Below are 25048 nucleotides of genomic sequence, written 5' to 3'. Positions count from 1 at the left end.
GGCTGGAACAGATATCTGTTCCAGCCGGGTTAGCGCTGTATTTAGCCTCGTATGGTTAGCGATGCGCCTGTGCGAGCCAAGGCAGAATCACGCGGAGGGACTGCTCCACCTCGTCCACGGCAACCTTCGCTGCTGCGGGGCCGCGGCGGTAGGGGTCTTCCAACTTGTCGCTATCGAGCGGACGGGCACCGTAGGAGTAGAGGTAAGAGAGCGGCTCGGCGCGGCGTGCATCCTCACGGATACGTGCAACCTGCTTGAGAAGCTTAATCTTGGAGTGGTGTTGGGGCCATTCGCGCACGATCCAGTCGGCGTGTACCTTCTCGGCCACCAGAATGATGGTGGCGTTTTCAATAATCTGCTCGTTGAGCTGACGGGAGGCGAAACCTTCGGGGTTGTAGCCGCGCTCAATAAGCTCGTTAGCTACGTGTTCGTAGACGCCGTGGCCAACGAGCGCGCCGGTGCCCGCGCTGGAGAAAATCCACTTGTCTTCCAGACCGTACTCTGCGGCGAGGTGCTTGGAGATTACCTCACCGGATGCGCTGCGGGCAATATTGCCGGTGCACACGAAGAGCGCTTCGAAGGGGCCGTCCTTGCGGGCGCTGTCGGTACGGTTGAGAGTCTTGGGGGAGAACTTAAAGAGGGAGGGGCGTTCGCCGCGGGGCGTGGTAGCCGGGCGGGAAGCCTGTGCGTTCTGGCTGTTGGCTTCTTCGGGGTTGGCGAGCTCTTCGGCATCAACGATGGGCGCGTTGTGCTGGCCCACGCGGATGATACTGGGGCCGGTGGTCTTGCCGTCTACGTCGAGGATGTCGCCGGGGGTGGCCTCGATGTCGGTGTGGGTGAGAGGCTGTGCGGAGACGGTTGCGGTGCCGTCGGCGCTCAGTTCTTCTTCCGGGGTGGGTTCCTGCTGAGGGGTCTGCGTAGCGGTGTATGCCTCGTAATCGTCTACGGCTTCCAGGAGGGATCCGTCAGGGGTGGTGGTACGACCGGCTACCCCGCGGCGGTTCTTGCCCGCCAGCTCGGGGTTGCTCTTAATGAGGGAGCGGACTCCATCAGCAATATTTGCGGAGGAAGAAGTAGCGGTTGCCGGTTGCTCCTCGGCAGTTTCTGCGGAGTTGGTTTTGTCCTCGGAGGAGCCCCACGCGTACTTGTCCTTGAGGGACTTGATGTTGAAGATGCCCATCAAAAAGCCTTTTCTAATTGACGTACCCAACAGTGAACAGGGAAGCCGGAAGTGCTGGGTTTGTTGAATGAATAGTATCTATCATACCGAGTTACTTGCACCTTCAACGGTTCCTTTTCCTGTGTGTGGCAAATACCCCTAAATGTCTTGTGTTTTAGCTACGAATTAGAGGTGCTTCTTTCCGCTAAAGATGACCTAAAGTACAAGCTTGATACTGAAAATGTTTAGAGGGTGCGTGCTAGAATTGGCGTGAAATGCTGGTCTTCTTCTCACTCAGAGACCAGCGAGTATACTCACCAACGAGGACCAATGAAGAGGATTTACACTAAGCTTCGTCTATTTTTTCCGGGACGAACCTTTACGCTACTTGTTTTTAACCTGATCGGCCTGTTCCTCCTATCTTTGATGGAGATGGTTGGTGTTGCTGCAATTCTTCCCATTGTGAATATTGCGATGGGTGCGGAAATTACCGGTTACCTGGCTGTAATTTCCGATATTTTCGGCAACCCTCAGCGTTCTGATTTGGTGCTCTACCTGGGTATTGTTCTGGTGCTGGCCTTTGTTATTAAGGGTGTCGCCGCACTCCTCTTTAAGCGCTGGAGCCTGAAGTTTACCGGTTACCAGCAGCTGGCGACATCGACGACAATCCTCAACCATTACATGAAGGATAGCTACTTTAACCACAGGAAGTCCCAGCCGGAAGAAACCGTCTACTTGATTAGCACTTACGTGGTGTTTGCTTACCGTGGCTATGTCGGCTCGATCATTAACTTTGTAGGCGACCTGCTCTCAATCCTAGTGTTGTTGGTGATGATTCTGTGTGTTATGCCGATTCCGGCTCTGATTGCCTTCGCCTACTTCGGTATCACTATCTCTGTGATGCAGTTCTTCCTGCGTCGAGGAAACACTAAGTATGGTGAGATTTCTGCTCGTGCCGGTCGTAATGCTCTTCGTTCTCTCTTCGATAACATTAAGGGCTTCCGCGAGATTCGTATTTCTAATTCCCGTGAGTCTACCGTTGAAGAGTACCGCCAGTACGCGTTGCGCGGTGTGAAGAGCGAAGTTAATGTTGCCTTCTTGGCGGACTTTCCCAAGTACGCTCTGGAGATTATCTTTATCATCGGTATCGCAGGTCTTCTTGCCTTGATGACTGCTACTCAGGGCGCCGATGGTCTTCCCGCCCTGATGCTTTTCGCAACCGCATGTATCCGTATCCTTCCGAATGCTACCCGTATGGTTGCTTCTATGGGTAGCATCCGCGCGAATGAGTTTGCGAGTGAGGAAGTCGCTAAGGTCATCCGCTCGATGAGCCCCGAAGAGCAGCGCCTGCAGATGGTTGAATTGAAGGATGAAGTTGATCCGGCAACCATCATCAACTCGGGTATTGAGCCCGTGGATGTTCAGATTGATAACCTGGCCTACCGTTACCCGGATGGCGATAAGGATGTTCTCAAGGACATTCAGCTGGATGTTCCGGCTGGTACCTCGGTTGCTTTCGTGGGTGGTTCCGGCTCGGGTAAAACTACTCTGGTTGACTTGATTCTTGGTCTGCTGACCCCGACGAGCGGCAAGATTTCTAGCCAGGGTAAGGACATCCATACTGACCTGCATTCCTGGTACCAGAAGATTGGCTATGTTCCTCAGGATCCCTACCTGGGTAACGGTACTCTGCGTGAGGCAGTTGCTTTCGGTATTCCCGAAAAGCACATTGATGATGACCGCGTGATCTACTGCCTTGAGCTGGCGGAGCTGATGCCCGTTGTCGAGACCCTGGAAGACGGCATCAACACTCCGATCGGTGAGAACGGTAACCGCCTTTCCGGTGGTCAGCGTCAGCGTGTGGGCATTGCGCGTGCGATGTACCGCAACCCGAGCCTGTTGGTTATGGATGAGGCAACCAGTGCACTGGACAATGAGACTGAGCACAAGATTACTCAGACCATTAACCGCATCTCCCAGGAGATTACCGTGATTATCGTGGCTCACCGTCTTTCTACGGTGCGTAACGTTGACCAGCTGGTGTACCTCTCCCAGGGCCGCATTGCCAATAAGGGAACTTTCAAGGAAGTTCAGACGGCCAACGAAGAATTTGCGAACCTCGTTCGCCTGGGCCAGCTGCCCGACTAATTGAAACTATGGGGGTGATCGTATGCAGATATAGATACGGTCGCCCCCATATTTAGCCTTCTATCGCTTGTGATTTTCAGGCGCCTCACTCAAAGGACATATTGTGACTCATACTCCCCGCGTTTCTGCGGTTATTCCTTTCTACGGCGAGCCGGAGCCGGTTCTTGCCATTATTGACACTCTGCGTGCTCAGCAGGGTATTGACCCCGCCGATATTGAAATCGTCGTCTCGGATGACGTTTCGCCCACCCCCTTCCCCGAGGTTGAGGGTGTGACCGTGGTTCGCCGCCCTGTGAATGGTGGTTTCGGTAAAGCTGTGAACTCCGGTGTTGCTGCCGCGACCGGTGAATGGGTTTTCATCCTCAACAGCGACCTGGAACTGGATAACACCTTTGTCTCGCGCATGCTCGCAGCCGTGGAACGCCACGGCGAGGTGCTGGCTAGCCCGCAGATTATTGGCCACGACGGCAAGCAGCAGTGGGTCGCACGCAAGTTCCCCACCGCAGCGCATGTGGCGTGGGAATGGTTCACCCTGCTGGCTCGTTTCAAGCCGACTAACTGGTGGCACCGCGGTGTCGGCCACGATGTTGAGGCATGCACCGGCACCTCGGACGCGAAGGTCGACTGGGTTATGGGTGCGTGCATGGTCGTTCCTCGCGCGACCTTCAACCGCATCGGCGGCATGGATGAGCGTTTCTACATGAACAGCGAAGAGGTGGACTTCCAGTACCGCCTCTCGAATGCTGGTGTGGACCGCTACCTGATTCCTTCGGTAACTGTCACCCACGAGGGAGGCGGATCTTCGCCCTCCGAGCGCCGTGTACAGTGGCTAACCACTGCTCGTTTTATTTATGCCGATAAGTGGGGCTGGGAGAAGAAGCTTGCTACGGCTCTGCGCGCTACCAGCTACGCAAACTTCCTGGTGAACTCCGTGCGTGCTCTGCGCAATAAAGACGTGGACGCTCGTGGCTTCCTCGCCACCGAGCTGGAGCGTATCGCCAAGGCAGAGCGCCGCGAGAACTAGGCGCGAAACGTGCGGAATCTACAGCGGCAGTTCCGCAAGATTTTTAGCCCTCTTCGTCAGAAGGTGCATATAGAACGTAGGAGGCGACACAGTGCATTCGAGTGTGTCGTCTCCTGCTTTCGTTGTAAAATTTCAGTAGGTATGTTTTGCCTCAAGTTGCAGGTGAAACTTTCCGTTCCTCTTCACTCCAACACATAGCACCGCACGGTTCTACCCTGCGGGTTCTCATAGCAAACGCCGACAGGATTCAATCCTCATATGACTCAGCCCAAACTTCTACTGCTCTCACCCGCATTCCACGGGTACTGGAAGGCAATTCAAGCATCCCTGGAAGTGCACGGATACGAAGTGCGCACCCACATCTACGATGCGCCGGGTACTCTGCCCGAGCGTATCCTCAACAAGCTTGCTCACGAGCTGCCCGAGAAGTACCGCCCCGAAAGCTTCGCTGCTCAGGCTACTCGTAAGGCGATTGACGCTTTCAACGAATTCCGCCCCGATATTGTGCTGGTCATTAAGGGCGATATGCTCTCCCGCGAATGGTGGGACCTGCTGGAGACCTCCGGCGTTCGCTACGGCACCTGGCTCTACGACGAAATGCGCCGTATGAGCTACACCGAAGAGGACCTGCACCACCTGGGCTCGCTGGCAAGCTACAGCCCGCTGGACGCGCAGCACCTGCGTGAGCAGGGCTTCGAGGTGCTCGACATGCCCAACGCCTACGACACTCACTGCCCGGTTGTCCCCATGCGCGAGGACTCCATCAACTTTGTGGGCGCTAAGTACCCCAACCGTGAGGAGACCCTGCAGGCGCTCGTCGCAGCCGGTCTGCCGGTGCGTGCTTACGGTCGTGCTTGGTCGCGTCACCCCTATGACATTCTGCGCACTAAGCAGTTCAAGGATTCCGGCGTGCCCGCAGGCCGCGATATTGACCGCTCTGAGGCGTACGGCATTATGGCATCCTCCCCGGCAACGCTGAACATCCACAATAACCAGGATGGTTTCACCATGCGCACCTTTGAGGCTCCCGGCGTGGGCGCCCTGCAGGTGATTGACCGCGCTGATGTGGATCGCTACTACATTCCTGGCGAAGAGGTCCTGGTCTACGAGAGCATTGATGAGCTCATCGAGATTTGTACCCGTATTTTCCGTGAGCCGAAGTGGGCTCGTCAGATTCGTGAAGCCGGTCAGAAGCGTACTCTGGCTGAGCACACCTTCGATCAGCGTGTAAAGATTTTGGAGCAGCTATGGGCCTAAACCTTTCTAAGATTGTGACCAAGATGCCGAGCGTGCGTTGGCACATGGCAGACCTGCTGGGCAAGACCCTGTACTCGCGGGCGTTCGGCTCTTTCGGTTCGGGGACTGTTCTTGTCCGCCCCCTGCGTATGGTCGGTGTAGAGAACATCTACCTTGGTGACCAAATCGCAATTTACGAGGATGCCTGGATCGCTTCTGAAGCCGGAGGTATTCTGCGTATCGGTTCTGGGACCTATGTCGGTCACCGTAGCCATATTCACGCTCTGTCGAATGTGACTATTGGTAAGGATTGTGTCTTTGCCGATAACGTGATGGTCAATTCTGGCGAGCACCCTCTGGACTCTCTGCATGATGTGCAGCCCGGTGGCGACATCGTGATTGGTGATCGCGTTTTCCTCGGTCAGAATGTGTCTGTACTCGGTGGTGTCACCATCGGAGACGGTGCTGTGATTGGTGCTGGAGCTGTGGTCACCCGCGATATTCCGGCTAATGCCGTGGCTGTGGGTATCCCGGCTACCGTTATTCGAGTCCGTTCTGGGGAGAAGCAGGATGCTTAAATACCCTCTAGATTTGGATGCTTGGCAGGCATGGCAGAGGCGTCAGAAGAAGCTGAAGTGGGCTAAGTACAAGCTGAATTCACTTCTTGCCTCCGCGCGTTCTCGGACCGTTGCGGAGGAGCCCGTACACGGCCTTCTGTACACTCGCGGTACTAAGCCTCAGGTGCTGATCGTTATGGATTCGTTCTCTCCGACGAACCGCAACGCAATCTTGGAGCCTCTCAAGCACCTGGATGCTGTCGATGTTGCCCTGTGGGTTCCTGAGGACGCTAGCGAGTACCTGGACGGGCAGTACGCCAGCGAGCGCTACTCACGCAAGGACTGGTCTGAGCAGGAGATCTCCGGCGATGAGCTGATGCGCCTCCTGCCTGATATTCGCATTGTGCTTTCTGCCGCACAGTTCCTTGGACGCGGTGCGGCCGCCTACGAGTACGCTCGCGCGATTGGCGCTGAGTACTGGATGGTTCAGCATGGCCTGCTGGTGCCTCAGGCGCCGCCGCTACCGGTCGGATGCACCCTGCTGGCTTTCAGCGAAGCTGATGCGGAATTCTGGGCATCGGGTCGCCGCGACGTCACCACTCACGCGGTGGGTTCGCAGCTGCTCTACCTCGCGGCGCAGAAGGCTGCCGGTGCTGAGGTACAGAAGCAGAACGACCTGGAACCGATCTTCCTGGGACAGATGCACGGTGCGGAACTGCCGCGCGCATCCTTCGCGTACGCTTCGCACTCCTTCTTGAAGAAGTTTGGTGGAACCTACCGCCCGCATCCGAGCGAGAAGGACAAGCTGTCGGTGCTGACCCACAAGCTGTGGGAGAAGGAAGGCATCCGCATTGACCGCTCCGGCACCCCGCTGAACGAGGTACCGAACCCGGTGGTGTCCATCTTCTCTACCGGTGTTCTGGAGGCTGCAATCCGCGGTATCCCGGCGTGGGTTTACCACCCGGCACCGCCGGCATGGCTCGTGGAATTCTGGGACCGCTACGGCATGAACCAGTGGGGTCAGGAACCGACCCCGGCACCGGTTCAGCCGAAGAAGGAACCGGCACAGCGTATCGCTGAACTAATGATTGAAACTTTGGAGGCATAATGCGTATTCTCTGCGTCATCCCCGTGCGCGGTGGCTCAAAGGGCATTCCGCGTAAGAACCTGCGCCCCATCGCGGGTAAGCCGCTCGTCGCATGGACCATCGAGCAGGCACTGGCTGCTAAGGAAGAAGTAGCCGGCGAGCACGAGCTGCGTGTTGTCGTCTCCACCGACGATGCTGAGCTGGCTGATATCGCCCGCGAGTATGGTGCTGAGGTGCCGTTCATTCGCCCGGCACACCTGGCTGAAGACACCACCGCAACCGAGCCGGTCATCGAGCACGCTATCGAGTTTTACACCGAAAACGGTTGGGAACCCGAGGCTGTCATGCTGCTGCAGGCAACCAGCCCGGTGCGTCTGCCCGGTACTCTGGCTCGTGCGGTCCGCCAGTTCGCGGAGAACGGTAAGGACTCCATGGTCGGTGTGATTCCGATTGGTCCGTTCATCTGGACTTGGCACGCTGACGGTGAGCCCACCGCGGCGTTCGAGATTATGGCTCGCCCGCGCCGCCAGGAGCTGACCAAGGAAACCTTCCGCTACCGTGAGAACGGTTCGATGTACATCACCAAGACCCACGTGTACATGGACCACCACAACCGCCTGGCGGGCTACCCCGGCGGTACCATTGACTTGTTCATGCTGGACGAGGTCGAGGGCGTCGACATCGACGCACCGATTGACTTCTCCGTGGCAGAGCACCAGCTCACTCAGATCCTGTCCGAAGGCAAGTAACCTTCACCCGCGGCAGTACCTCTTCTGCCGCTTCCGGCTTGACCAGCACTCAGGCATTCAACTAAACGCTCAAACGAAAAGGTCAAAATCGTGATTATTGAACGCAATATTGCCCCCTACGTGGTCTTCGCTGAAGACCCGATTCTCAACGCCCTGCAGAAGATTTCTGCTAACGGCCAGCGCATCATCTTCCTGGTGAATGAGTCCGGTATTCTGCGCGGTTCGCTCTCTGACGGTGACTTCCGTCGTTGGCTGATTGCTAACCCGACCGCATCCCTGGAGACCAGCGCCCTGGACGCTGCGAACACCAACCCGCAGACCGCACCGGCTGATGCTGATCCCGAGACCCTGCGCGCATACTTCGCGAAGGGCATCAACCACGTGCCGCTGACCGACGAGCGCGGTCACCTCGTGGCACTGGCAATGGATGAGCAGGACGTCCTGCGCATCGGTAAGCACACCATCAGCGAGGATTCCCCCTCCTTCATCATTGCTGAGATTGGTAACAACCACCAGGGTAGCGTTGACTTCGCTAAGGAGCTGGTGGACCTGGCTGTTGAGTCCGGCGCAGACGCTGTGAAGTTCCAGCTGCGCGATATGGACGCTCTGTACCGCCAGCGCGGCGCAGCAACCGCAGGTGAGGACCTGGGCGTTCAGTACACCCTGGACCTGCTGTCCCGCTTCTCCCTGACCGTTGACCAGATGTACGAGGTCTTCGACCACGTCAAGCAGCACGACATGGACATCATGTGCACCCCCTGGGACGCACCCTCCGTTCAGGCACTGGTTGACTACGGTATCCAGGGCATGAAGATTGCTTCTGCTGACCTGACCAACCACGAGCTGCTGCGTGACGTGGCTTCCCGCGGCCTGCCCATGCTGGTTTCCACCGGTATGAGCCGTGAAGAGGAAATCCGCGAGTCCGTGGCTCTGCTGCGTAACGCTGGCGCATCCTACGCTCTGCTGCAGTGCCAGTCCGCGTACCCGGCACCCTTCAAGGACGTCAACCTGGCGTACATGGACCGCCTGGCTGAGATTGGTCAGTGCCTGGTCGGCTACTCCGGCCATGAGCGTGGCTACCACGTGCCGATTGCTGCTGTTGCTCGCGGCGCGAAGATCATTGAGAAGCACTTCACCACCGACAAGACCCTCGAGGGTAACGACCACACCGTCTCCCTGCTGCCTGAGGAATTCAAGGCAATGGTTCAGCAGATTCGTGAGGTTGAGACCGCTATTGGTTCTGCTGCTCCTCGTGAGGTGTCCACCGGTGAGCTGATGAACCGCGTGAACCTGGCAAAGTCCCTGGTTGCTACCCGCCACATCGCTAAGGGCGAGGTCGTGACCGAGGCTGACGTTGCTGTGAAGTCCCCCGGCCGCGGTCTGCAGCCGAACTACCTGCCGCAGCTGCTGGGCCGCACCATGCAGCGCGACGTTGAAGAAGGCTCGTTCTTCTTCGAGGGCGACCTGAAGGACGATCTGGTGACCCGCCGCGACTTCAAGTTCGACCGCCCCTGGGGTCTGCCGGTTCGTTACCACGACTACAAGCCGCTGATTGAAGAGGCAAAGCCGGACTTCCTGGAGTTCCACTTCTCCTACAAGGACCTCGAGATCAACATCGACGACGTCTTTGACTCCAAGCTGGACATGGGTTTCACCACCCACCTGCCCGACCTGTTCGCAGGCGACTTCCTGGTGGATCTCGCGTCCAAGGACCCCGAGGTGTGGGAGCGCTCCATCGCCGAGGTTCAGCGCACCATCGACATCACCCGTGACCTGACCCGCTACTTCACCGTAGACGAGGATCCGGTCATGGTCGTGACCATGGGTGGCTTCACCAAGGACAAGCACATCCCCGCATCCGCACGTGCTGAGAAGTACGAGCGTATCGGTGAGGCGCTGAAGCGTCTGGACGCATCCGGCGTTCGCCTGGCGGCTCAGACTCTGCCCCCGTACCCCTGGCTGATGGGTGGTCAGCAGTACCACAACCTGTTCCTGGATCCGAAGGACACTGCAGAGTTCTCGCGTGCGTTCGACACCGCGCTCTGTCTGGACATCTCCCACACCATGCTTGCTTGCAACTTCCTGAACATTCCGCTGTCGGAGGCTGTTGAGCAGCTGGCACCGCTGTCCATCCACCTGCACCTGGTGGACGGCACCGGCGTTGACGGTGAGGGCGTTCAGGTCGGCGAAGGCGATGTCGACTGGGCATCCCTGGGCAAGCAGCTGCGTGAGCTGGCACCGAAGGCATCCTTCATTCCCGAAATCTGGCAGGGCCACATCAACAACGGTGAAGGCTTCTTCACCGCACTGGACCGCCTCGAGAAGTGGCTGTAGAAAGTAGACACTCACTCATGAATTCAAACGGATTTCCCACTGCCCTGTGGGTCGTTCCGGTTCCCGAGTTTGGTGGAGTAGCTCGGCACGTTGTCGATATGGCACGTGCCGGGCTCCCCGGCTTTAACCTGGTGGTTCTCGCACCCGAGGGTAAGCTCACGAGCCGTCTTGAGGAACTGGGCGTCACCGTCATCAAGGCTGAGTTCGGTCCTGACTACGGTTTTAAGACTTCTTTTGCTTCTTTGCAGAAGGCTGTTGAGCAGCTCCGCCCGGATATTGTCCACAGCCACCTGGCGTATGCAGACGTTGTCGCAACCGCTGTGGTCAACGCACTACGCATCCGTAGCGTCATCAAGCGCGGCACCTGCGTGCCGAAGCTTCTGACCACTGAGCACGGTATTGCCGGTAATGACTCGGTGTACCACGGTAGCTCCTGGCGTTCTAAGCTCATGGAGACCGTGCACCGTGTGCGCCTGTGGGGTACCGATCAGGCGATTGCTGTTTCTCGTTCTACCGCTGATCAGATGCGTGCCAAGTGGGGCGCTCGTGGCGTGGAGCTGGTGTACAACGGCGTGGATATCCCCGAGGTGCATGCAGCTGTTGAGCAGCAACGTGTTCCCGCAGAGGGAGGTCCGCGTATTCTCTCGCTGTCCCGCCTGTCTCCTGAGAAGGGCATCGACGTGCTGCTGGATGCTTTTGCACAGCTTCGTGCTGATTACCCGCAGGCTCATCTTGAGATTGCGGGCTCTGGCGATTTGGCGTCCGAGTTGCAGGCTCAGGCTCAGCGTCTGAACCTGGGTGATTCGGTGACCTTCAGCGGCTTCGTTAACCCGATTGAGGCGATGGGTCGTAGTGACATGATTGTTCAGCTGTCGGTGTGGGAGAACTGCTCCTACACTCTGCTGGACGCTAAGGCTGCTGGCCTGAAGACGGTCGCTACCGCTGTGGGTGGTAACCCGGAGATCCTGGGTGCTGACGAGCTGGTGGACCGCCAGAGTGCAACCCTGACTCAGGATGTTCTGCAGGTCATGCGCCAGCAGCTGCAGAAGGGTGAGACTGAGCCTTTCACCTGGATTTCGAACGAGCAGATGGCTGCTCAGACGGTTGATATTTACACTCGTGTACTTCGAGGAGGCCGATGATGAGCCAGACTTCGCAGGTTTACGCGCATCTGAACGAACCCACCGAGAAGCCAGAGGTTTCGCGTTTCTCTGAAACTGTGTCTCGCGGTAGTAATTACGTCCGCCATCAGACCAGCCAGATTCGTATGCCTGAGTTCATCCTGGCGTTCCTCTTGCTTTTTGGTGACCCAGTACCGGGTGTTGGTTTGCCCTTTAACCAGGTAATCATTCTTTTGCTGGCGCTGTACGGTCTGACCCGTAAGCCAACTTTTGACGTGAGTCATTTTTCGGGTCTGCGCGCAATTATGTTTATTGCAATGGGTTACCTCGCAATTGTCTCGTTCTACGGTGTACATTCCGAGGACGCATCGGATTGGACTCGACGTTTGCTCCGTCTTGTGGCTGCAACCGTGTTGATTTGGGCTATTGCAGCCGGACGTCTGCATATTCGCTCTATTGTTCTGGGATACTCATCGGCGATTCTTTTTAACGCTGTAGGGTATTTTGCAGGTTTTGCCCCGGCAACTGGTTATGTTGGCTATCTGACCGGCTGGCTGGGTGACAAAAACTTCTCGGGTCTGGTGTACTGTCTGTTTGGTCTGTTAATTCTGAGCTTTGCCCGTAACAAAATTGAAGTTATCGGCACTATTGTTGTTTTCTCCGGGCTGCTATGGGCTACGGGTTCTCGTACCTCTATCGCGGCGTATGCAGCGGGTCTGATTTGGATCGTTATTGCTCACCGTATGAAGACTTTTGGCCGCATTGCCTTGGGTGTGGCCCTGTACTGGTTAATTGATATCTTGACTAGTGACTACGCGCAGTCTGGTGCCTTCGCAGATCGTACCGGTACCGATGCGCTTCGTTCACTGATCGACCAGGCATCTGAGATTAAGGTTCAGGCAACTGGCTTCTTCGGCCAGGGCTTGGGCGAAGCGTATGTATATCTGGCACATACTGGTTCGAAGACCTGGTTCTTCCACAATTCGTACTGGTCTGCGCTTGTGGAGGGCGGCTGGCCGTGGATGATTCTGGTCGTTGCCATTACCTTGCTCTTTATCGTGAATGTGTTTAGCGGCCAGAAGACTCTGCCGGCTAAATTCTATGTTGTACAGGGCGTTGGCGTTGCCATCATGATTTGTGCATCGCGTCTGGGCGAGGTGTTCTACACCTGGCCGTGGGCTGTTGCCTGTGGTTTGGCTCTGCGCGTGTTGCTGCTTGAACGCGAACAGCGTCTTGGCACCGGCCATGATGAAGCGAATATCGAAGGCTTCGACGAGCGAATTGAAATTCGTGAGGCGGAAGAGAAGTCGCAGCACGCTGCGCCGATGTGGAAGGAAGAAAATGTCTAAGACTGATCGAGCTCCTGAAGTTAGCGTCATTATTTGTGCGCTGAACGCTGCATTGACTCTTCCTCGCCAGCTTAAGGCCCTGGAGAACCAGGAAACTGAGCTTCCGTACGAAGTGATTTTGGTAGACAACGGTTCAGAGGACGACACCCGCGCCGTTATGGAAGCGTGGGCTCAGGAACCCCGAGAGGATAAGTTCACGGTCAAGGTCGTGGACGCCTCCGCAACTCCAGGTATTCCCGCGGCCCGTAACGCCGGTGCACGTGCCGCATCGGGTAGAGTCTTAGCATTCTGCGATGCTGATGATGAAGTATCTCCTCAGTGGGTTCAGGCGTTTTCAGAGGTGCAGGATAAGGAACTGGCAGGTGGCTGGATTCGCGCTTTTGACGCTAATGGCAGCCCTCGCCCCGATGCCTTTGGCAAAGGTCTGATTGCAACTCCTTATCTGCCGCACGTGGGCAACTGTAACTGTGCTATTACCCGTGCACGCTTTTTTGAAATTGGCGGCTACGATGAGTCCCTTCCCCGCTACGGCTACGAGGATGTGGATATTTCGTGGCGTCATCAGGAAGCCGACGGTGTGATGCGCTTTATCCCTGAAGCAGAGATTCGTTTTACTCTCTCGGAGGGGAAGAGCTCTATCCGTAAGAAGTACGAGCTGGGTGTGGGACGTGTGCTGATGGCCCGTCGTTTCCCGAAGTATGATTCTGCAACGTATTCGTTGAAGTCTACTGTGACTGGCAGCGTTCAGCAGCTGTTGAATATCCTGCGTCAGGCTGTGACCCAACGTAAAGTTGCTCGTCGAGATGTTGCCAACTGGGTTGCATCGCTGGGACGTATCCGCGGAAGTATCAAATACTCCGGTAAGAATTATGTGCCCGCACGCAAGCTGGTGAAGGAGTAGAAGGATGGAGAAAGAACTCTACATCGCCACCAATAACGGTGACATGGGCGGAGGCGAGGTCATGCTTCTGAACATCGCCCGCGCGGCCCGTAGCCTTGGCTACAAGGTCACCATTGTGGGCCCTTCCGAGCCGAAGCAGCTTGTAGAAGCCGCTGCGGATGAGGGGTTCCCCCGCATTGTCTTGCCGGCTAAGAACCGCGCACAGTACATGGTGGCTCTGCGTAGCTGGCACGCTCGCCACAAGGACGTTCTGCTGTGGTGTAACGGTCTGGTTCCCGCAGCGGCAACGGGCGGTCGCAAGAACCGCATCGTGCACCTGCACCAGCTTCCTGCCGGCGTGAACGCGAAGCTCGTACCCTTTGCTCGCCATAAGGCGTCCGTCACCCTGGTCCCGAGCCGCTATGTGGCTCGCGCCTGCCCCGGCAGCGAGCTGTTTGCGAACTGGGTCAGCGGCGTATCCACCGAGCTTGATCACCGTGTGGGGGAGCGCAGACTTCGCGTCGGTTACCTGGGGCGTTTGACTCCCTCTAAGGGCATTGCGACCCTGTGCCAGGCGATGAGTTCCTTGAACTCTAACGGCATTGAATACGACCTGGTGATTGGCGGCGAGCCTGTCTTCGCATCTGACGAAGAACGAGCTGAGGTTGAGGAGGCGCTAGCTCGTGTCGCCACCTTCAGCACTCGTTTGGGCTGGACTACCCCGGACCGTCTTTTCGGTGACATCGACATGCTCGTTGTACCTTCGATTGCCCCCGAGTCCTTTGGTCTGGTGGTCGCTGAAGCGATGAGCGCACGCGTCCCTGTGATCGTCAGTGATGCTGGTGCTCTGTCGGAGGTACTGGGCGGTGCATCGTACCCGTACGTTGTGCCTGCTGACCAGCCGGTAGCTCTTGCCCAGGCTATTAAGAGCCTGGGTACTGAGCTTCGAGAAGATACGGATGCGCTGGCGGAGCGAACCTCCGAGCTGTTCTGGCGTTGGCAGGAGAATTACTCGCCTGAAGCAGGTAAGGTCCGTGTTGGTGAGATTCTGGAACGTTTTATCCGCTAAGGTGCTTCTAAACGTATAGGCCATTCCCAACGGATATCCTCTCGCTCAAACCCCCGAAGGAAAATTATGACGACTACTCACCGCTACAAGGCTGCGGTTATCATTCCCTCTCGCGGTGGTGCAGATATTCTGCACTACCCGCTGGATGCGCTTGCCGCTCAGACTGAGAAGGACTTCCAGGTTATCGTGGTCCTCGACGGCGATATTGACAACAGTGAAGCTGTGCTTGACCGCTACATTGCAGAAGGCAAGCTGAACTTGACCAAGATTGTTTTCGAGGAGAACCGCGGCCGCGTGGCTGCGTTGAACGCTGGTCACCGTGCGGCTGATGCGGACATCCTTATCCGCTGCGATGATGATCTGGAACCCGATCCCAACTACGTTGCGAACCACCTCAAGTACCATGAGGCTCCTGGTGAGCACGGCGTAATCGGTATCTACTTGAACCAGTTCCCGGACACTCCCTACTCTCGTGTGTACGGTAACTACCGCGACCAGAAGTTCCGTGAAGCTGCGTACCAAGTTGCGCCTGAGAAGCGCTGGATTTACTGGGCGGGTAATGTGTCTATGTCGAAGAAGCTCTTCGACGAGATTGGTGGCTATGACCCCGCGTACCGTCTCTACGGTTGGGAAGACGTAGACATGGGTTATGAGGTTGCTCAGCACGGTGGCGAAATCCATATTGCCCCTGAGCTGGCGACTAAGCACTACGTGGCTGCTACCACCACTGCAGTGCGTGCCCTGCGTGCCCTGCACTCGGGTTCTGCCCGCACCATCTTCGTGCGTAAGCACGGCGATGCGGCGCACCCCGCCCCGAACCCGACGGGTGCATGGGGCTTGCTGGTCAAGGCCCTTGCTCGTTTCACCACGGAGAAGACCATCAAGGCTCTGGGGGATGCGAGCGATAAGATTCTGCTCAAGCTGCCCGCTAAGGCGGCTGAGAAGCTTGTGGCTTTGCAGGTTGAGGCTGCATCTTACGCCGGTATTCACTATCCTGAGCGAGCTCAGAAAGTTTTCTAGGAGGAAAAGAAAATGTCACTCACTCAGCTCTTGACCTCCGCTCCGTTTACCGGGCCGAAGAACCCCGACGCGGTGCTCGCGGATATCCCGAAGAGCCTCAAGAAGCTTGGCCGCCTGGCGCGCCGTTACGTGCCGCTGGTCAAGCCTGAGGCTACTGAAGAGATTGCGATTGCTCACGACTACCTGACTCAGCGCGGCGGCGCGGAGCGTGTTGTCCTGGCAATGCACCGTGCGTTCCCGGATGCACCGATTTACACGACTCTGTACGACCCGGAGGGTACCTTCCCTGAGTTCAAAGACGCGAAGATCATTACCAGCCCGCTGAATAAGATTGGTTATTTGCGTCGTAACCACCGTATGGCGTTGCCGATTTTGCCGTTTGCTTCTTCTTTCTTGAAGGTACCGGCTGAACGCGCTGTGGTGTCGACGACCGGTTGGGCACACGGTTTCAACTTTGCCGGTCGTAAGTTCATTTACTGCCATTCGCCGGCGCGTTGGCTGTACCTGAGCGATCAGTACCTGGGCGAGAAGAGCACCGGCCCCGTGCCGCTGCTGCTGAAGACTCTGCGTCCTGCACTGATGTTGTGGGATCACTGGGCGGCTCACCGCTCGGCGGTGTATGTGGCGAACGCGAGCGTGATTAAGAAGCGCATCGAGAACGTGTACGGCAAGAAGGACGTTCCGATTTTCTTCCCGCCGCACTCGGTAGACACCACCGCACCGGTTGAGCCTATTCCGGGCCTGGAAGAGTTCACCGAATCGGACGATTATTTCCTGATTGTTTCTCGCCTGCTGCCCTACAAGAATGTTGATAAGGCTGTTGAAGCCTGCAATGAGTTGGGTAAGAAGCTACTGGTGATTGGCCGCGGTCCGGAGAAGGAACGTCTGGAAGCGCTTGCGGGCCCGACTATTCGTATTGCTTCGGGTGTTTCGGATGCGCAGCTTCGTTACGCGTACCGTCATTGCCTGGCGCTGCTGGCTATCTCGTATGAGGACTTCGGCATTACCCCGCTAGAAGCGGGTGCTAGCGGCAAGGCCGTGATTGCCTACCGTGCGGGCGGCTTCCTGGATACCATTCAGGAAGGCAAGACCGGCATGTTCATCAACCAGCCGACCGTGGAGCAGCTGGTGGAAGCCCTCAAAGCTTTCAACCCGGATGACTGGGACGCCGACTACATCCGTGAGCACGTTGACGGTTTCTCGGAGGCTCGTTTTATCAGCCGCTTGAAGACCTACGTGCAGGCTTTGCCCGAAGACTAAAAGAGCTCGGCCCATAGAAGAAGGCGGGGCGGTAGAACTATATAGTTCTACCGTCCCGCCTTCTTTATTCGTTCTGAGGGCCTTACCGGGCTTCTAAGAGCCCCTTGGAGAGCAGCTCAGGAATGAAACCCTCAATCTGCGGTCCCATAGTCTCTATGGGCTGTTCATACATTTCGCAGAGCACGTCGATAGCGTCCTGCAACGGCATCGGGTCCTCAAAAATACTCCAAATAATGGAGGCAGAATCCTGAAGAACAGACAGCTCACCGTTGGCAAGATTCGCGAGATAAGTTGCTGTGGGGGAGTACTTAGCGAACTCTTCAGAATGAACATACGCGATGTTCTCGGGGATGCCGTATACGGTCTGACGGGAATCTACCGGATTGCTCATTTTTTCACCTTGATTCCGAAACGCTCAAAGAACTTTGCACGTATCTCTGCCTTAGTAGGGGTGCGTCCCAGCTGCATCGCCAAATGGTCCTTATTCACAAAGAAAATATTTTTGAGTGTGCGTAGCTTATCGTGCAGGGTCGTTGCTGATTGCAGGCGTCCGATCCACTGGATGTAGTGGGGCACATCCTGGGAGACCGACAGCCACAGTAGGTAGTCGCGGTCGTCACGGTACTGCTCCAGACCGCCCATAGCCGCGCTGTATGCGAGGGAAGAGTCAAGCTCCTCCGCGCGGGCTCGTAGGCGCTGCCAATCGCTATAGGAGAGCAGAGAGACTAGATAGTTAATATCTGCACTGTAGCGTGATGCAGCGCGGGCGCGGTGAAGCACCACGAGAAGACGCGCATCCAGATCGCTGGGGACAGTGCAGGGACGGTGAGCAATCATACGGGTCTTGCGTGCCGCCCAGATGCGGTCAAACGCCTTCTCATAATCGCCGTGGCGTCCTAGACCGGGAAAGAAACGATGAATATCAGTCAGGCCCCATGAAGCGTGGTAGAGCGTCATCGCGTGCTCGAACACGGAACCTGTTTCGAAGTGGGCTTGGATACGCCATCCATCTGCCATAAGGATCTCTACAAAGCGGTCCACGTGAGAGGGCCGGACAAGCAGGTCAGCGTCGGAGCTGTACCTGCCCTTGCGGTAAATTTCCTGGGAGAAAGCGTAGCCTTTGACATGCAGAATATCGATGGAGTGCATGTCGGCAATCCGCTGGAAGTAGGCGTGCGCAAGCCGAATCCGTGCCGCGAGCGGAGTAGTCTGCGGCTCCGGGGTATTGGGTGAGTGAGTGGTCACAATAGCCTTTCGGTGCACATGTATACCAGATAAGTATAAGGCGGGACGGGCAGAAAATACTGCCCATCCCGCCCTAAGTCGCTCCCTATGGTTTAGGGCGCTTATTACGTTGTTACTTCTTGGTCGAGGACTTCTTTGACGACTTCTTGTCGCCTTCCTTGCCGTAACCGTAGTAGGTTGCATAACCAACGTAGGCGCTTGCGTAACCGAAGCCGTAGTAGGAGTTACCCAGACCCTTACGGGGTGCACGGTTCAGAACCATACCGAAGAGGTTAGCGTTAACCTTCTTCAGGATGCTTGCTGCCTCAGTCATCTGTTCACGGTGGCTTCGACCGATAGAACCAACGAGGATCACGCCATCCACGGAGTGGGAGAGCAGCGAAGCGTCGGTCACGGGCAGCAGCGGCGGAACGTCGACAACCACGATGAACTCTTCGGAGAGCTCGTTGATCAGCTGGCGCATCTTATCCGAGCCCAGAAGTTCGGAGGGGTTCGGGGGGATACGACCTGCAGGTAGGACGAAGAGGTTCGAATCGCCCAGCTGGTGCACGGCGTTAGCGATCTCAACCTGGCCAGCCAGAACCTGGGTCAGACCAACCTTAGCGTCGAGCTTCAGCTTCTTAGCCACGGTCGGGCGGCGCAGGTCGGCGTCAATGAGGATGACGGGCGAACCAGCGTCAGCCATTGCGCGAGCCAGCGACAGCGACACGGTCGACTTACCTTCACCGGGCACTGCGGAGGTGACGATAAACGAACGAGGGGGAGTGTCAACGTTCACGAAGCGCAGGTTGGTGCGCAGCTGGCGGATAGACTCCTGAGCGATGTGGTCGTCGGTGTTGCCCTTAACAATGTTCTCTTCGTTCAGGTCGTCACTGACGGGCAGAACACCCAGGATGCTTGCGCCGGTTGCCTTGGTAGCGTCGTCACGGGTGCGGATGCGCTGATCCAGCGCGCGGCGCAGGAAGATAGCCAGGTACACCAGCGCCAGGCCAGCAGCGGCACCAACGAGTACGTTCTGCTGGTAGTTCGGAGCCACCAGCGGGGGGTTCACGCTTGCGTTATTCAGCGGAATCACGCGAACAGTGTTGCCGCCGGTCGGGGATGCACCGGTGTTTTCGCCGTTTACCAGAGCCTGAGCGTTACCGGGGTTCTGCTCAATTTCCTTGATGTAGTCGGCGGTAGCCTGTAGCGCACTGTTAGCGAGAACCTGTGCGTTCTTCGGGGAAGAAGCCTTCGCGTTAACGGTAATCAGTGCAGCGTTATCACCTGCGGTTGCGGTGAGGCTAGAACGAATCTGACCGGTGGACAGGGACAGTTCGGGGTTGTTCTGCTTAATCTTCTGTGCCACGGCCTCAGAGGAGACGATAGCAGCGTAGGAGCGAGCGCGCTCCTTAGCGGCCGTAGAGCCCGAGAGAACATCCACCGTACCGGACTCACCCACGGTCACGTAGCCCGAGGACGATGCAGCGTAGACCTTCGGCTGGAGAGATGCATAGCCGAAGCCCGCTGCGGCACCGACAACGATGCCAATAATCAGCAGCCAGAGGTTAGCCCTCGTGGTGCGGAAAAATTCCAAAATGGTCATGGTAGTGAGAATACTCCAGAAAGTTTGAGTTAGTGTGCCTGCGACGTGGAGTGTTGTTGCAGGCGGTGAAGGGATGCGAAGATCCCCAGGTGTTTATTAGCGGAGCAATCCGAGCAGGTAGCTACCGTAACCACTCTTGACGAGGGGGGTAGCAATGTCGCGCAACTGCTCATCGGAGAGCCAACCGTGGCGCCACGCAATTTCCTCCGGGCAACCAACTGACAGACCCTGACGGCTCTGAACAGTGCGGATGAAGTTAGTGGCATCGGCGAGTGAATCAAAGGTTCCGGTATCGAGCCACGCGGTACCGCGAGGCAGAACCTCAACCTTCAGTTTACCCTGTTCCAGGTAGACACGGTTGAGGTCAGTGATTTCCAGCTCACCGCGAGGGGAAGGCTTGATTTGACGTGCGTACTCTACAACCTTCGAGTCGTAGAAGTACAGGCCCGGAATAGCGTAGTCGCTCTTGGGGTTCTCGGGCTTCTCTTCAATAGATAGTGCGTTGAAATTCTCATCGAACTCCACCACGCCGTAAGCGCGAGGATCAGCAACCCGATAAGCGAAGACGGTCGCGCCATCCTTCTGCTCGTAGGTGGCAAGCTGAGTACCCAGACCGGGACCGTAGAAGATATTGTCACCGAGCACGAGGGCTACGGGGTCGTTGCCAATAAAATCAGCACCCAGAATAAATGCCTGTGCCAGACCATCCGGAGAAGGCTGCACCTTGTATTCGAGATTAATACCGAAACGGGAACCGTCACCGAGCAGTCGCTGGAACTGCTCCTGATCGGTAGGAGTGGTAATAATCAAAATATCGCGGATACCCGCCAGCATGAGAGTGGACAGCGGGTAGTAAATCATCGGCTTGTCATAGACCGGAGTGAGCTGCTTGCTAATACCCTGAGTGATAGGGTGCAAACGGCTTCCGGTGCCGCCGGCAAGAATAATTCCCTTCATAACTTCTTATTGTGTCATGTTTATCTCTTTGTTGAGGCATAAAAATCGCTATTTAGGCAGGTAAAATATACCGTATGGCTCACATTCTTGTTACCGGCGGTGCCGGTTTTATTGGTTCGAACTTTGTTCACCACCTCATCGATAACACTGATCACACTATTACTGTGCTGGATAAGATGACCTACGCCGCAAATGCTGCGTCTTTGGAGGGTCTTCCTGAATCCCGCTTCAAGCTCGTCGTAGGCGACATCGCCGACCGCGAGCTGGCTGACGAACTGGTCGGCAAGGCAGACGCTGTCGTTCACTACGCTGCGGAATCGCACAACGACAACTCCCTGTCCAACCCCGAACCGTTCATCCACACTAACCTCATCGGTACTTTCAGCCTCCTGGAAGCAGTCCGTAAGCACGGCACTCGCTACCACCACATCTCCACCGACGAGGTCTTCGGTGACCTCGAGCTGGACGATCCGGCAAAGTTTACCGAAACCACTCCCTACAACCCCTCTTCCCCTTACTCCTCCACTAAGGCAGGCTCCGACCTGCTCGTGCGCGCATGGGTCCGCTCCTTCGGTATTGAAGCAACCATCTCTAACTGCTCCAACAACTACGGCCCCTACCAGCACATCGAGAAGTTCATCCCCCGCCAGATTACTAACATCCTCTCGGGTCTGACCCCGAAGCTGTACGGCGAGGGCCTGAACGTCCGTGACTGGATTCACGCATCCGACCACTCCTCGGCTGTGCTGCGCATCCTGGAGCAGGGCAAGATTGGCGAAACCTACCTCATCGGTGCAGACGGCGAAGAGAACAACATCACGGTTCTGCGCACCATCCTGCGACTGATGGGCAAGGACGAGAACGACTTCGAGCACGTGGTTGACCGCCCCGGTCACGACCTGCGCTACGCAATCGACGGTAGCCGCCTGCGTGCAGAGCTCGGCTGGGAGCCGAAGTTCACCGACTTCGAATCCGGTCTTGCCGACACCATTAAGTGGTACACCGACAACCGCGGCTGGTGGGAGCCCCTGAAGGCTGAGGTCGAGGCGAAGTACGCAAAGGCTGGCCAGTAATGACCAAGGAATTGAAGGTTACTGAAACCGAGATTCCCGGCCTGCTCATCATTGACCTGCCGGTTCACGGCGATAACCGCGGCTGGTTCAAGGAAAATTGGCAGCGCGAGAAGATGGTCGCAGCCGGTCTGCCCGACTTCAACCCGGTGCAGAACAACATCTCGTTCAACGCTTCGATAGGTACCACCCGCGGTATCCACGCCGAGCCGTGGGATAAGTACGTTTCTGTTGCGACCGGCCGTATCTTCGGCGCGTGGGTTGACCTGCGTGCCGGCGAGTCCTTCGGCAAGGTCGTCACCGTGGAGCTGGGCCCGGACACCGCAATCTTCGTGCCCCGCGGCGTGGGTAACTCCTTCCAGACCCTGGAAGAGAACACCGCCTACACCTACCTGGTGAACGACCACTGGTCGGCGGATGCAGTATCCGGCTACAGCTTCCTGAACCTTGCCGATGAGACCGTCGCAATCGACTGGCCTATCGACCTGGCGAAGGCAGAACTCTCCGAGAAGGACCGTAACCACCCGCGTCTGAACGAGATCAAGCCCCTGGAAGCCGACCCGATCCTGATTATTGGTGCGGGCGGTCAGCTCGGCACCGAGCTGGTTCGCCAGCTCACCGAGCAGAACGTACCCTTCCTGGCTGTGGATCGCGACCGCCTCGACCTGGGCAAGCCCGAGCAGTGGCGCGACGCATTCCGCTGGCGCTCCTTCCGCGCGGTCATCAACGCTGCAGCGTACACCGCAGTGGATCAGGCAGAAACCCCCGAGGGGCGCCGTGACGCCTGGGCAGCTAACGCCCTGGGTGTGAGCGCTCTTGCCTCCATCTGTGAAGAAGCTAACCTGCCGCTGGTTCACGTATCCACCGACTACGTCTTTGACGGCTCCCTGCCCCTGGGCGAGGAATACCCGGAGGACTACCCCCTGGCACCGCTGAGCGTCTACGGCGCATCCAAGGCTGCCGGTGAGGTTGCCGCCGCCGCATGGCGTAAGCACTACACCCTGCGCACCAGCTGGGTTGTTGGCGCCGGCAAGAACTTTGTGGGTACCATGGCATCCCTGGCTGAGCGCGGTATCGACCCGTCCGTGGTCGCCGACCAGTGGGGCCGCCCGACCTTCACCCAGGACCTGGCAGCAGCTGCCCTGCACCTGCTCTTCTCCGGCGCAGAGTACGGCACCTACAACGTGTCGAACACCGGTGAAGTCATCAACTGGGCGCAGTTCGCTCGTGCAGTGTACGAGGGCACCGGCCACGACCCGGCACGAGTCAGCGATACCACCACCGAGGAATACTTCGCCAACGCTGAGCTCTTCGCTCACCGTCCGACGAACTCGGCAATGGACCTGTCCAAGCTGATTGCTGCAGGCTTCACCCCGCGTGATCACCGCGAGGCGCTTGCCGCCTACTTGGCAGAAATGGGCTCCTAATCCTCTAAGGAATTGGCTCTATATCTGCTGACAACAGCATAAAAGGCGTGAAAAACGCCATATCACAGGTTCCCGGCCCTTGAAGAAGAGCCGGGAACCTGTACAATATTGTCTTGCCCAAGGCGGTGGAATACACGAAACGTGTAGGTCCGTAACTGACGGTGGCTGGTTGGAAAGAGATTTCTGGCGCCAGTCCCTATTCCACTTGGCGCATAACTTCTAACCAAGAAAGGGTGGACAACTCATGTCAGATACCATCAAAATTTCAGCTACCGTACGTAGCGACTTCGGCAAGGGCTACGCGCGCCGCATCCGCATGGCAGGCGACATCCCCGCCGTCATCTACGGCCACGGCGAAGAGCCCAAGCACGTAGTACTCCCCGGCCACGCAACCACCCTGGCTGCCCGCGTCCCCAACGCTATCCTCGACCTCGACATCGAAGGTGAATCACACCTCGCAATGATCAAGGACATCCAGCGTCACGCAATCCGCCCTGAACTGCAGCACATCGACCTGCTGACCGTTAAGCGCGGCGAGCGCGTTGAGATTGAGGTTCCTGTACACGTTGAAGGCGAGCCTGCTGTTGGCGCCGTTGCTAACCAGGAAGAAACCGTTCTTCTGGTTGAAGCTGACGCACTGAAGGCACCCGAAGCTTTGACCGTGAGCATCGAAGGCCGCGAAGCTGGCGCTCACGTTCTGGCATCAGACGTTGAACTGCCCTCAGGCGTAACCCTGGTTGCAGACGCTGAACTGCTGATCGTTAACGTTTCTGAGCCCGAGGAACTCGACGTTCCCGAGCCCGGTGAAGAAGGCGAAAACGCACCCGAGGGTGACATCGTTGAAGCTTCCGAGGAATCAGATCAGGCTGGCGAAGCTCACGACTCAGATAACTCAAAGCACTAGACCGCGCCCTGCGCCTAGCGCAACAATGATTTGTGGATGGCCCGCCGCTACCTCTCTTCTGAGGTGGTAGCGGGCCATACTCATAGAATGGTGTAGTCCATGAATTTTCTAAAAACCTTTTACAGCGCCGTGGAAAGGGCGAAGATATGTCTGATGCGTGGCTCATTGTTGGTCTGGGGAACCCGGGCCCGGAGTACGAGAAAACCCGCCATAACATCGGCCAGATGGTGGTTGATGAACTGGCGCGTGAAGTAGGCGGTGGCTTCAAGAAGCACGGACGCGCGCGCGCCCAGGTGCTGGAAGGACGTTTGGGTATAGGCGGACCCAAGGTAGTGCTGGCCAAGCCCCTGACCTATATGAACACCTCGGGCGGCCCGGTATCGGCTCTAGCCCAGTTCTACGATATTAACCCCGACCACATCATCGTTGTGCACGATGAACTTGATATCCCCTTCGACACCATTAAGCTCAAGATTGGTGGGGGAGAGGGCGGCCATAACGGTCTGCGCGATATTACCAAGGCACTGGGCACCAAGGACTACTACCGTGTGCGCACCGGCATCGGTCGTCCTCCCGGACGCATGGATACCGCAGACTTCGTGCTCAAGCCCTTCAGCAGCACTGAAGCGAAGGACCTGCCCTTCCTCATCTCAAACGCAGCGGATGCAACCATGATGCTCGTGAAGGAAGGCCTGCTGGCAACCCAGCAGCGTTACCACGGAGCAGGCTCCTAGCCGTACGACCTGGGCCGGGTAAACGCTGAACTGGGGTAACGCATGATGCGGGCCGATGCGTGAACTAGGCTCTACCTAACTATGCAAGAGCCCGGTGAGGGAATAAGCTAGAAAAGAATGACGTTATACGCTC

22 protein-coding genes are annotated in these 25048 nt (G+C 57.2%); 17 read left to right on the top strand and 5 right to left on the bottom strand.

Features of this window, described 5'->3' with window-relative positions; all coding sequences use genetic code 11:
* Positions 1 to 55: 55 nt before the first annotated feature.
* Positions 56 to 1180 carry an arsenate reductase/protein-tyrosine-phosphatase family protein gene (locus HMPREF2942_RS02985; protein WP_070688343.1) on the bottom strand — a complete coding sequence of 375 codons (1125 nt, stop codon included), beginning with the start codon at positions 1178 to 1180 and terminating at the stop codon, positions 56 to 58.
* Positions 1181 to 1591: 411 nt separating this feature from the next.
* On the opposite strand from HMPREF2942_RS02985, the gene HMPREF2942_RS02980 reads away from it, so the two are divergent.
* The 13 genes from HMPREF2942_RS02980 to HMPREF2942_RS02920 all read left to right on the top strand — a co-directional run bounded on the left by HMPREF2942_RS02980 (position 1592) and on the right by HMPREF2942_RS02920 (position 16993).
* Positions 1592 to 3307 carry an ABC transporter ATP-binding protein gene (locus tag HMPREF2942_RS02980; RefSeq protein WP_246824336.1) on the top strand — a complete coding sequence of 572 codons (1716 nt, stop codon included), beginning with the start codon at positions 1592 to 1594 and terminating at the stop codon, positions 3305 to 3307.
* A gap of 103 nt (positions 3308 to 3410) precedes the next feature.
* Positions 3411 to 4331 (top strand): glycosyltransferase family 2 protein, encoded by a 921-nt coding sequence (locus tag HMPREF2942_RS02975; RefSeq protein ID WP_070688341.1) that lies wholly within the window; start codon positions 3411 to 3413, stop codon positions 4329 to 4331.
* A gap of 258 nt (positions 4332 to 4589) precedes the next feature.
* Complete coding sequence (locus HMPREF2942_RS02970) at positions 4590 to 5588, top strand: CgeB family protein (protein ID WP_005506928.1); 999 nt, start codon at positions 4590 to 4592, stop codon at positions 5586 to 5588.
* Positions 5579 to 6145, top strand: coding sequence for an acyltransferase (locus tag HMPREF2942_RS09430; protein WP_012904026.1), 567 nt, complete (start codon positions 5579 to 5581; stop codon positions 6143 to 6145). The genes HMPREF2942_RS02970 and HMPREF2942_RS09430 overlap by 10 nt, the downstream gene beginning before the upstream one ends.
* Positions 6138 to 7232, top strand: a complete 1095-nt coding sequence (locus tag HMPREF2942_RS02960) for an RNA-binding protein (RefSeq protein WP_070688340.1) — start codon at positions 6138 to 6140, stop codon at positions 7230 to 7232. Before HMPREF2942_RS09430 ends, HMPREF2942_RS02960 begins: the two co-directional genes overlap by 8 nt.
* Positions 7232 to 7960, top strand: coding sequence for an acylneuraminate cytidylyltransferase family protein (locus HMPREF2942_RS02955; protein WP_049346748.1), 729 nt, complete (start codon positions 7232 to 7234; stop codon positions 7958 to 7960). Before HMPREF2942_RS02960 ends, HMPREF2942_RS02955 begins: the two co-directional genes overlap by 1 nt.
* 90 nt (positions 7961 to 8050) lie before the next feature.
* Complete coding sequence (locus tag HMPREF2942_RS02950; RefSeq protein ID WP_005506934.1) at positions 8051 to 10294, top strand: N-acetylneuraminate synthase family protein; 2244 nt, start codon at positions 8051 to 8053, stop codon at positions 10292 to 10294.
* Positions 10295 to 10311: 17 nt separating this feature from the next.
* A complete protein-coding gene (locus HMPREF2942_RS02945) occupies positions 10312 to 11436 on the top strand; it encodes a glycosyltransferase family 4 protein (protein WP_070688339.1) in 1125 nt (374 codons plus the stop codon).
* Positions 11433 to 12764: a hypothetical protein gene (locus HMPREF2942_RS02940; RefSeq protein WP_070688338.1), complete on the top strand. Its 1332-nt coding sequence runs from the start codon at positions 11433 to 11435 to the stop codon at positions 12762 to 12764. Before HMPREF2942_RS02945 ends, HMPREF2942_RS02940 begins: the two co-directional genes overlap by 4 nt.
* The gene (locus HMPREF2942_RS02935) at positions 12757 to 13665 is read left to right on the top strand and encodes a glycosyltransferase family 2 protein (protein ID WP_070688337.1); all 909 of its coding nucleotides are present in this window, start codon (positions 12757 to 12759) and stop codon (positions 13663 to 13665) included. Before HMPREF2942_RS02940 ends, HMPREF2942_RS02935 begins: the two co-directional genes overlap by 8 nt.
* 4 nt (positions 13666 to 13669) lie before the next feature.
* A complete protein-coding gene (locus HMPREF2942_RS02930; protein WP_070688336.1) occupies positions 13670 to 14713 on the top strand; it encodes a glycosyltransferase family 4 protein in 1044 nt (347 codons plus the stop codon).
* 66 nt (positions 14714 to 14779) lie between these two features.
* On the top strand, positions 14780 to 15733 hold the full coding sequence (locus HMPREF2942_RS02925; protein WP_049327945.1) for a glycosyltransferase family 2 protein: 954 nt from the start codon (positions 14780 to 14782) through the stop codon (positions 15731 to 15733).
* Between the two features lie 12 nt (positions 15734 to 15745).
* A complete protein-coding gene (locus HMPREF2942_RS02920) occupies positions 15746 to 16993 on the top strand; it encodes a glycosyltransferase (RefSeq protein ID WP_049346733.1) in 1248 nt (415 codons plus the stop codon).
* 82 nt (positions 16994 to 17075) lie between these two features.
* Here the strand turns inward: HMPREF2942_RS02920 and HMPREF2942_RS02915 are convergent, their stop codons facing one another.
* The 4 genes from HMPREF2942_RS02915 to rfbA form a co-directional block, all read right to left on the bottom strand.
* Positions 17076 to 17384 carry a PqqD family protein gene (locus HMPREF2942_RS02915; RefSeq protein WP_070676147.1) on the bottom strand — a complete coding sequence of 103 codons (309 nt, stop codon included), beginning with the start codon at positions 17382 to 17384 and terminating at the stop codon, positions 17076 to 17078.
* The gene (locus tag HMPREF2942_RS02910) at positions 17381 to 18238 is read right to left on the bottom strand and encodes a nucleotidyltransferase family protein (RefSeq protein ID WP_070688386.1); all 858 of its coding nucleotides are present in this window, start codon (positions 18236 to 18238) and stop codon (positions 17381 to 17383) included. The genes HMPREF2942_RS02915 and HMPREF2942_RS02910 overlap by 4 nt, the downstream gene beginning before the upstream one ends.
* A 112-nt stretch (positions 18239 to 18350) precedes the next feature.
* On the bottom strand, positions 18351 to 19823 hold the full coding sequence (locus HMPREF2942_RS02905; protein WP_070688335.1) for a tyrosine-protein kinase domain-containing protein: 1473 nt from the start codon (positions 19821 to 19823) through the stop codon (positions 18351 to 18353).
* 96 nt (positions 19824 to 19919) lie between these two features.
* Entirely contained in the window at positions 19920 to 20780 is an 861-nt protein-coding gene (gene rfbA, locus HMPREF2942_RS02900; protein ID WP_070688334.1) for a glucose-1-phosphate thymidylyltransferase RfbA, read from the bottom strand.
* 74 nt (positions 20781 to 20854) lie between these two features.
* On the opposite strand from rfbA, the gene rfbB reads away from it, so the two are divergent.
* From rfbB to pth, 4 genes are all read left to right on the top strand, one after another.
* The gene (gene rfbB, locus HMPREF2942_RS02895; protein WP_044142793.1) at positions 20855 to 21853 is read left to right on the top strand and encodes a dTDP-glucose 4,6-dehydratase; all 999 of its coding nucleotides are present in this window, start codon (positions 20855 to 20857) and stop codon (positions 21851 to 21853) included.
* Positions 21853 to 23277: a dTDP-4-dehydrorhamnose reductase gene (rfbD, locus tag HMPREF2942_RS02890; protein WP_070594036.1), complete on the top strand. Its 1425-nt coding sequence runs from the start codon at positions 21853 to 21855 to the stop codon at positions 23275 to 23277. Before rfbB ends, rfbD begins: the two co-directional genes overlap by 1 nt.
* A gap of 244 nt (positions 23278 to 23521) precedes the next feature.
* Positions 23522 to 24181: a 50S ribosomal protein L25/general stress protein Ctc gene (locus HMPREF2942_RS02885; RefSeq protein ID WP_012904012.1), complete on the top strand. Its 660-nt coding sequence runs from the start codon at positions 23522 to 23524 to the stop codon at positions 24179 to 24181.
* A 146-nt stretch (positions 24182 to 24327) separates the two neighbouring features.
* Positions 24328 to 24915, top strand: a complete 588-nt coding sequence (gene pth / locus HMPREF2942_RS02880) for an aminoacyl-tRNA hydrolase (protein ID WP_070688333.1) — start codon at positions 24328 to 24330, stop codon at positions 24913 to 24915.
* Positions 24916 to 25048 lie beyond the last annotated feature (133 nt).

The sequence above is a fragment of the Rothia sp. HMSC071C12 genome (assembly GCF_001813895.1).
GTDB classification, from domain to species: Bacteria; Actinomycetota; Actinomycetes; order Actinomycetales; family Micrococcaceae; genus Rothia; species Rothia mucilaginosa.
This window is presented reverse-complemented; position numbering and strand designations above follow the sequence as displayed.

What these genes read in the sequence shown, in the direction of transcription:
- HMPREF2942_RS02985 (WP_070688343.1), bottom strand. Translation starts at nt 1,180, where the DNA reads ATGGGCATCTTCAACATCAAGTCCCTCAAGGACAAGTACGCGTGGGGC.
- HMPREF2942_RS02980 (WP_246824336.1), top strand. Translation starts at nt 1,592, where the DNA reads ATGGTTGGTGTTGCTGCAATTCTTCCCATTGTGAATATTGCGATGGGT.
- HMPREF2942_RS02970 (WP_005506928.1), top strand. Translation starts at nt 4,590, where the DNA reads ATGACTCAGCCCAAACTTCTACTGCTCTCACCCGCATTCCACGGGTAC.
- HMPREF2942_RS09430 (WP_012904026.1), top strand. Translation starts at nt 5,579, where the DNA reads ATGGGCCTAAACCTTTCTAAGATTGTGACCAAGATGCCGAGCGTGCGT.
- HMPREF2942_RS02960 (WP_070688340.1), top strand. Translation starts at nt 6,138, where the DNA reads ATGCTTAAATACCCTCTAGATTTGGATGCTTGGCAGGCATGGCAGAGG.
- HMPREF2942_RS02955 (WP_049346748.1), top strand. Translation starts at nt 7,232, where the DNA reads ATGCGTATTCTCTGCGTCATCCCCGTGCGCGGTGGCTCAAAGGGCATT.
- HMPREF2942_RS02945 (WP_070688339.1), top strand. Translation starts at nt 10,312, where the DNA reads ATGAATTCAAACGGATTTCCCACTGCCCTGTGGGTCGTTCCGGTTCCC.
- HMPREF2942_RS02940 (WP_070688338.1), top strand. Translation starts at nt 11,433, where the DNA reads ATGATGAGCCAGACTTCGCAGGTTTACGCGCATCTGAACGAACCCACC.
- HMPREF2942_RS02935 (WP_070688337.1), top strand. Translation starts at nt 12,757, where the DNA reads ATGTCTAAGACTGATCGAGCTCCTGAAGTTAGCGTCATTATTTGTGCG.
- HMPREF2942_RS02930 (WP_070688336.1), top strand. Translation starts at nt 13,670, where the DNA reads ATGGAGAAAGAACTCTACATCGCCACCAATAACGGTGACATGGGCGGA.
- HMPREF2942_RS02925 (WP_049327945.1), top strand. Translation starts at nt 14,780, where the DNA reads ATGACGACTACTCACCGCTACAAGGCTGCGGTTATCATTCCCTCTCGC.
- HMPREF2942_RS02920 (WP_049346733.1), top strand. Translation starts at nt 15,746, where the DNA reads ATGTCACTCACTCAGCTCTTGACCTCCGCTCCGTTTACCGGGCCGAAG.
- HMPREF2942_RS02915 (WP_070676147.1), bottom strand. Translation starts at nt 17,384, where the DNA reads ATGAGCAATCCGGTAGATTCCCGTCAGACCGTATACGGCATCCCCGAG.
- HMPREF2942_RS02905 (WP_070688335.1), bottom strand. Translation starts at nt 19,823, where the DNA reads ATGACCATTTTGGAATTTTTCCGCACCACGAGGGCTAACCTCTGGCTG.
- rfbA (WP_070688334.1), bottom strand. Translation starts at nt 20,780, where the DNA reads ATGAAGGGAATTATTCTTGCCGGCGGCACCGGAAGCCGTTTGCACCCT.
- rfbB (WP_044142793.1), top strand. Translation starts at nt 20,855, where the DNA reads ATGGCTCACATTCTTGTTACCGGCGGTGCCGGTTTTATTGGTTCGAAC.
- rfbD (WP_070594036.1), top strand. Translation starts at nt 21,853, where the DNA reads ATGACCAAGGAATTGAAGGTTACTGAAACCGAGATTCCCGGCCTGCTC.
- HMPREF2942_RS02885 (WP_012904012.1), top strand. Translation starts at nt 23,522, where the DNA reads ATGTCAGATACCATCAAAATTTCAGCTACCGTACGTAGCGACTTCGGC.
- pth (WP_070688333.1), top strand. Translation starts at nt 24,328, where the DNA reads ATGTCTGATGCGTGGCTCATTGTTGGTCTGGGGAACCCGGGCCCGGAG.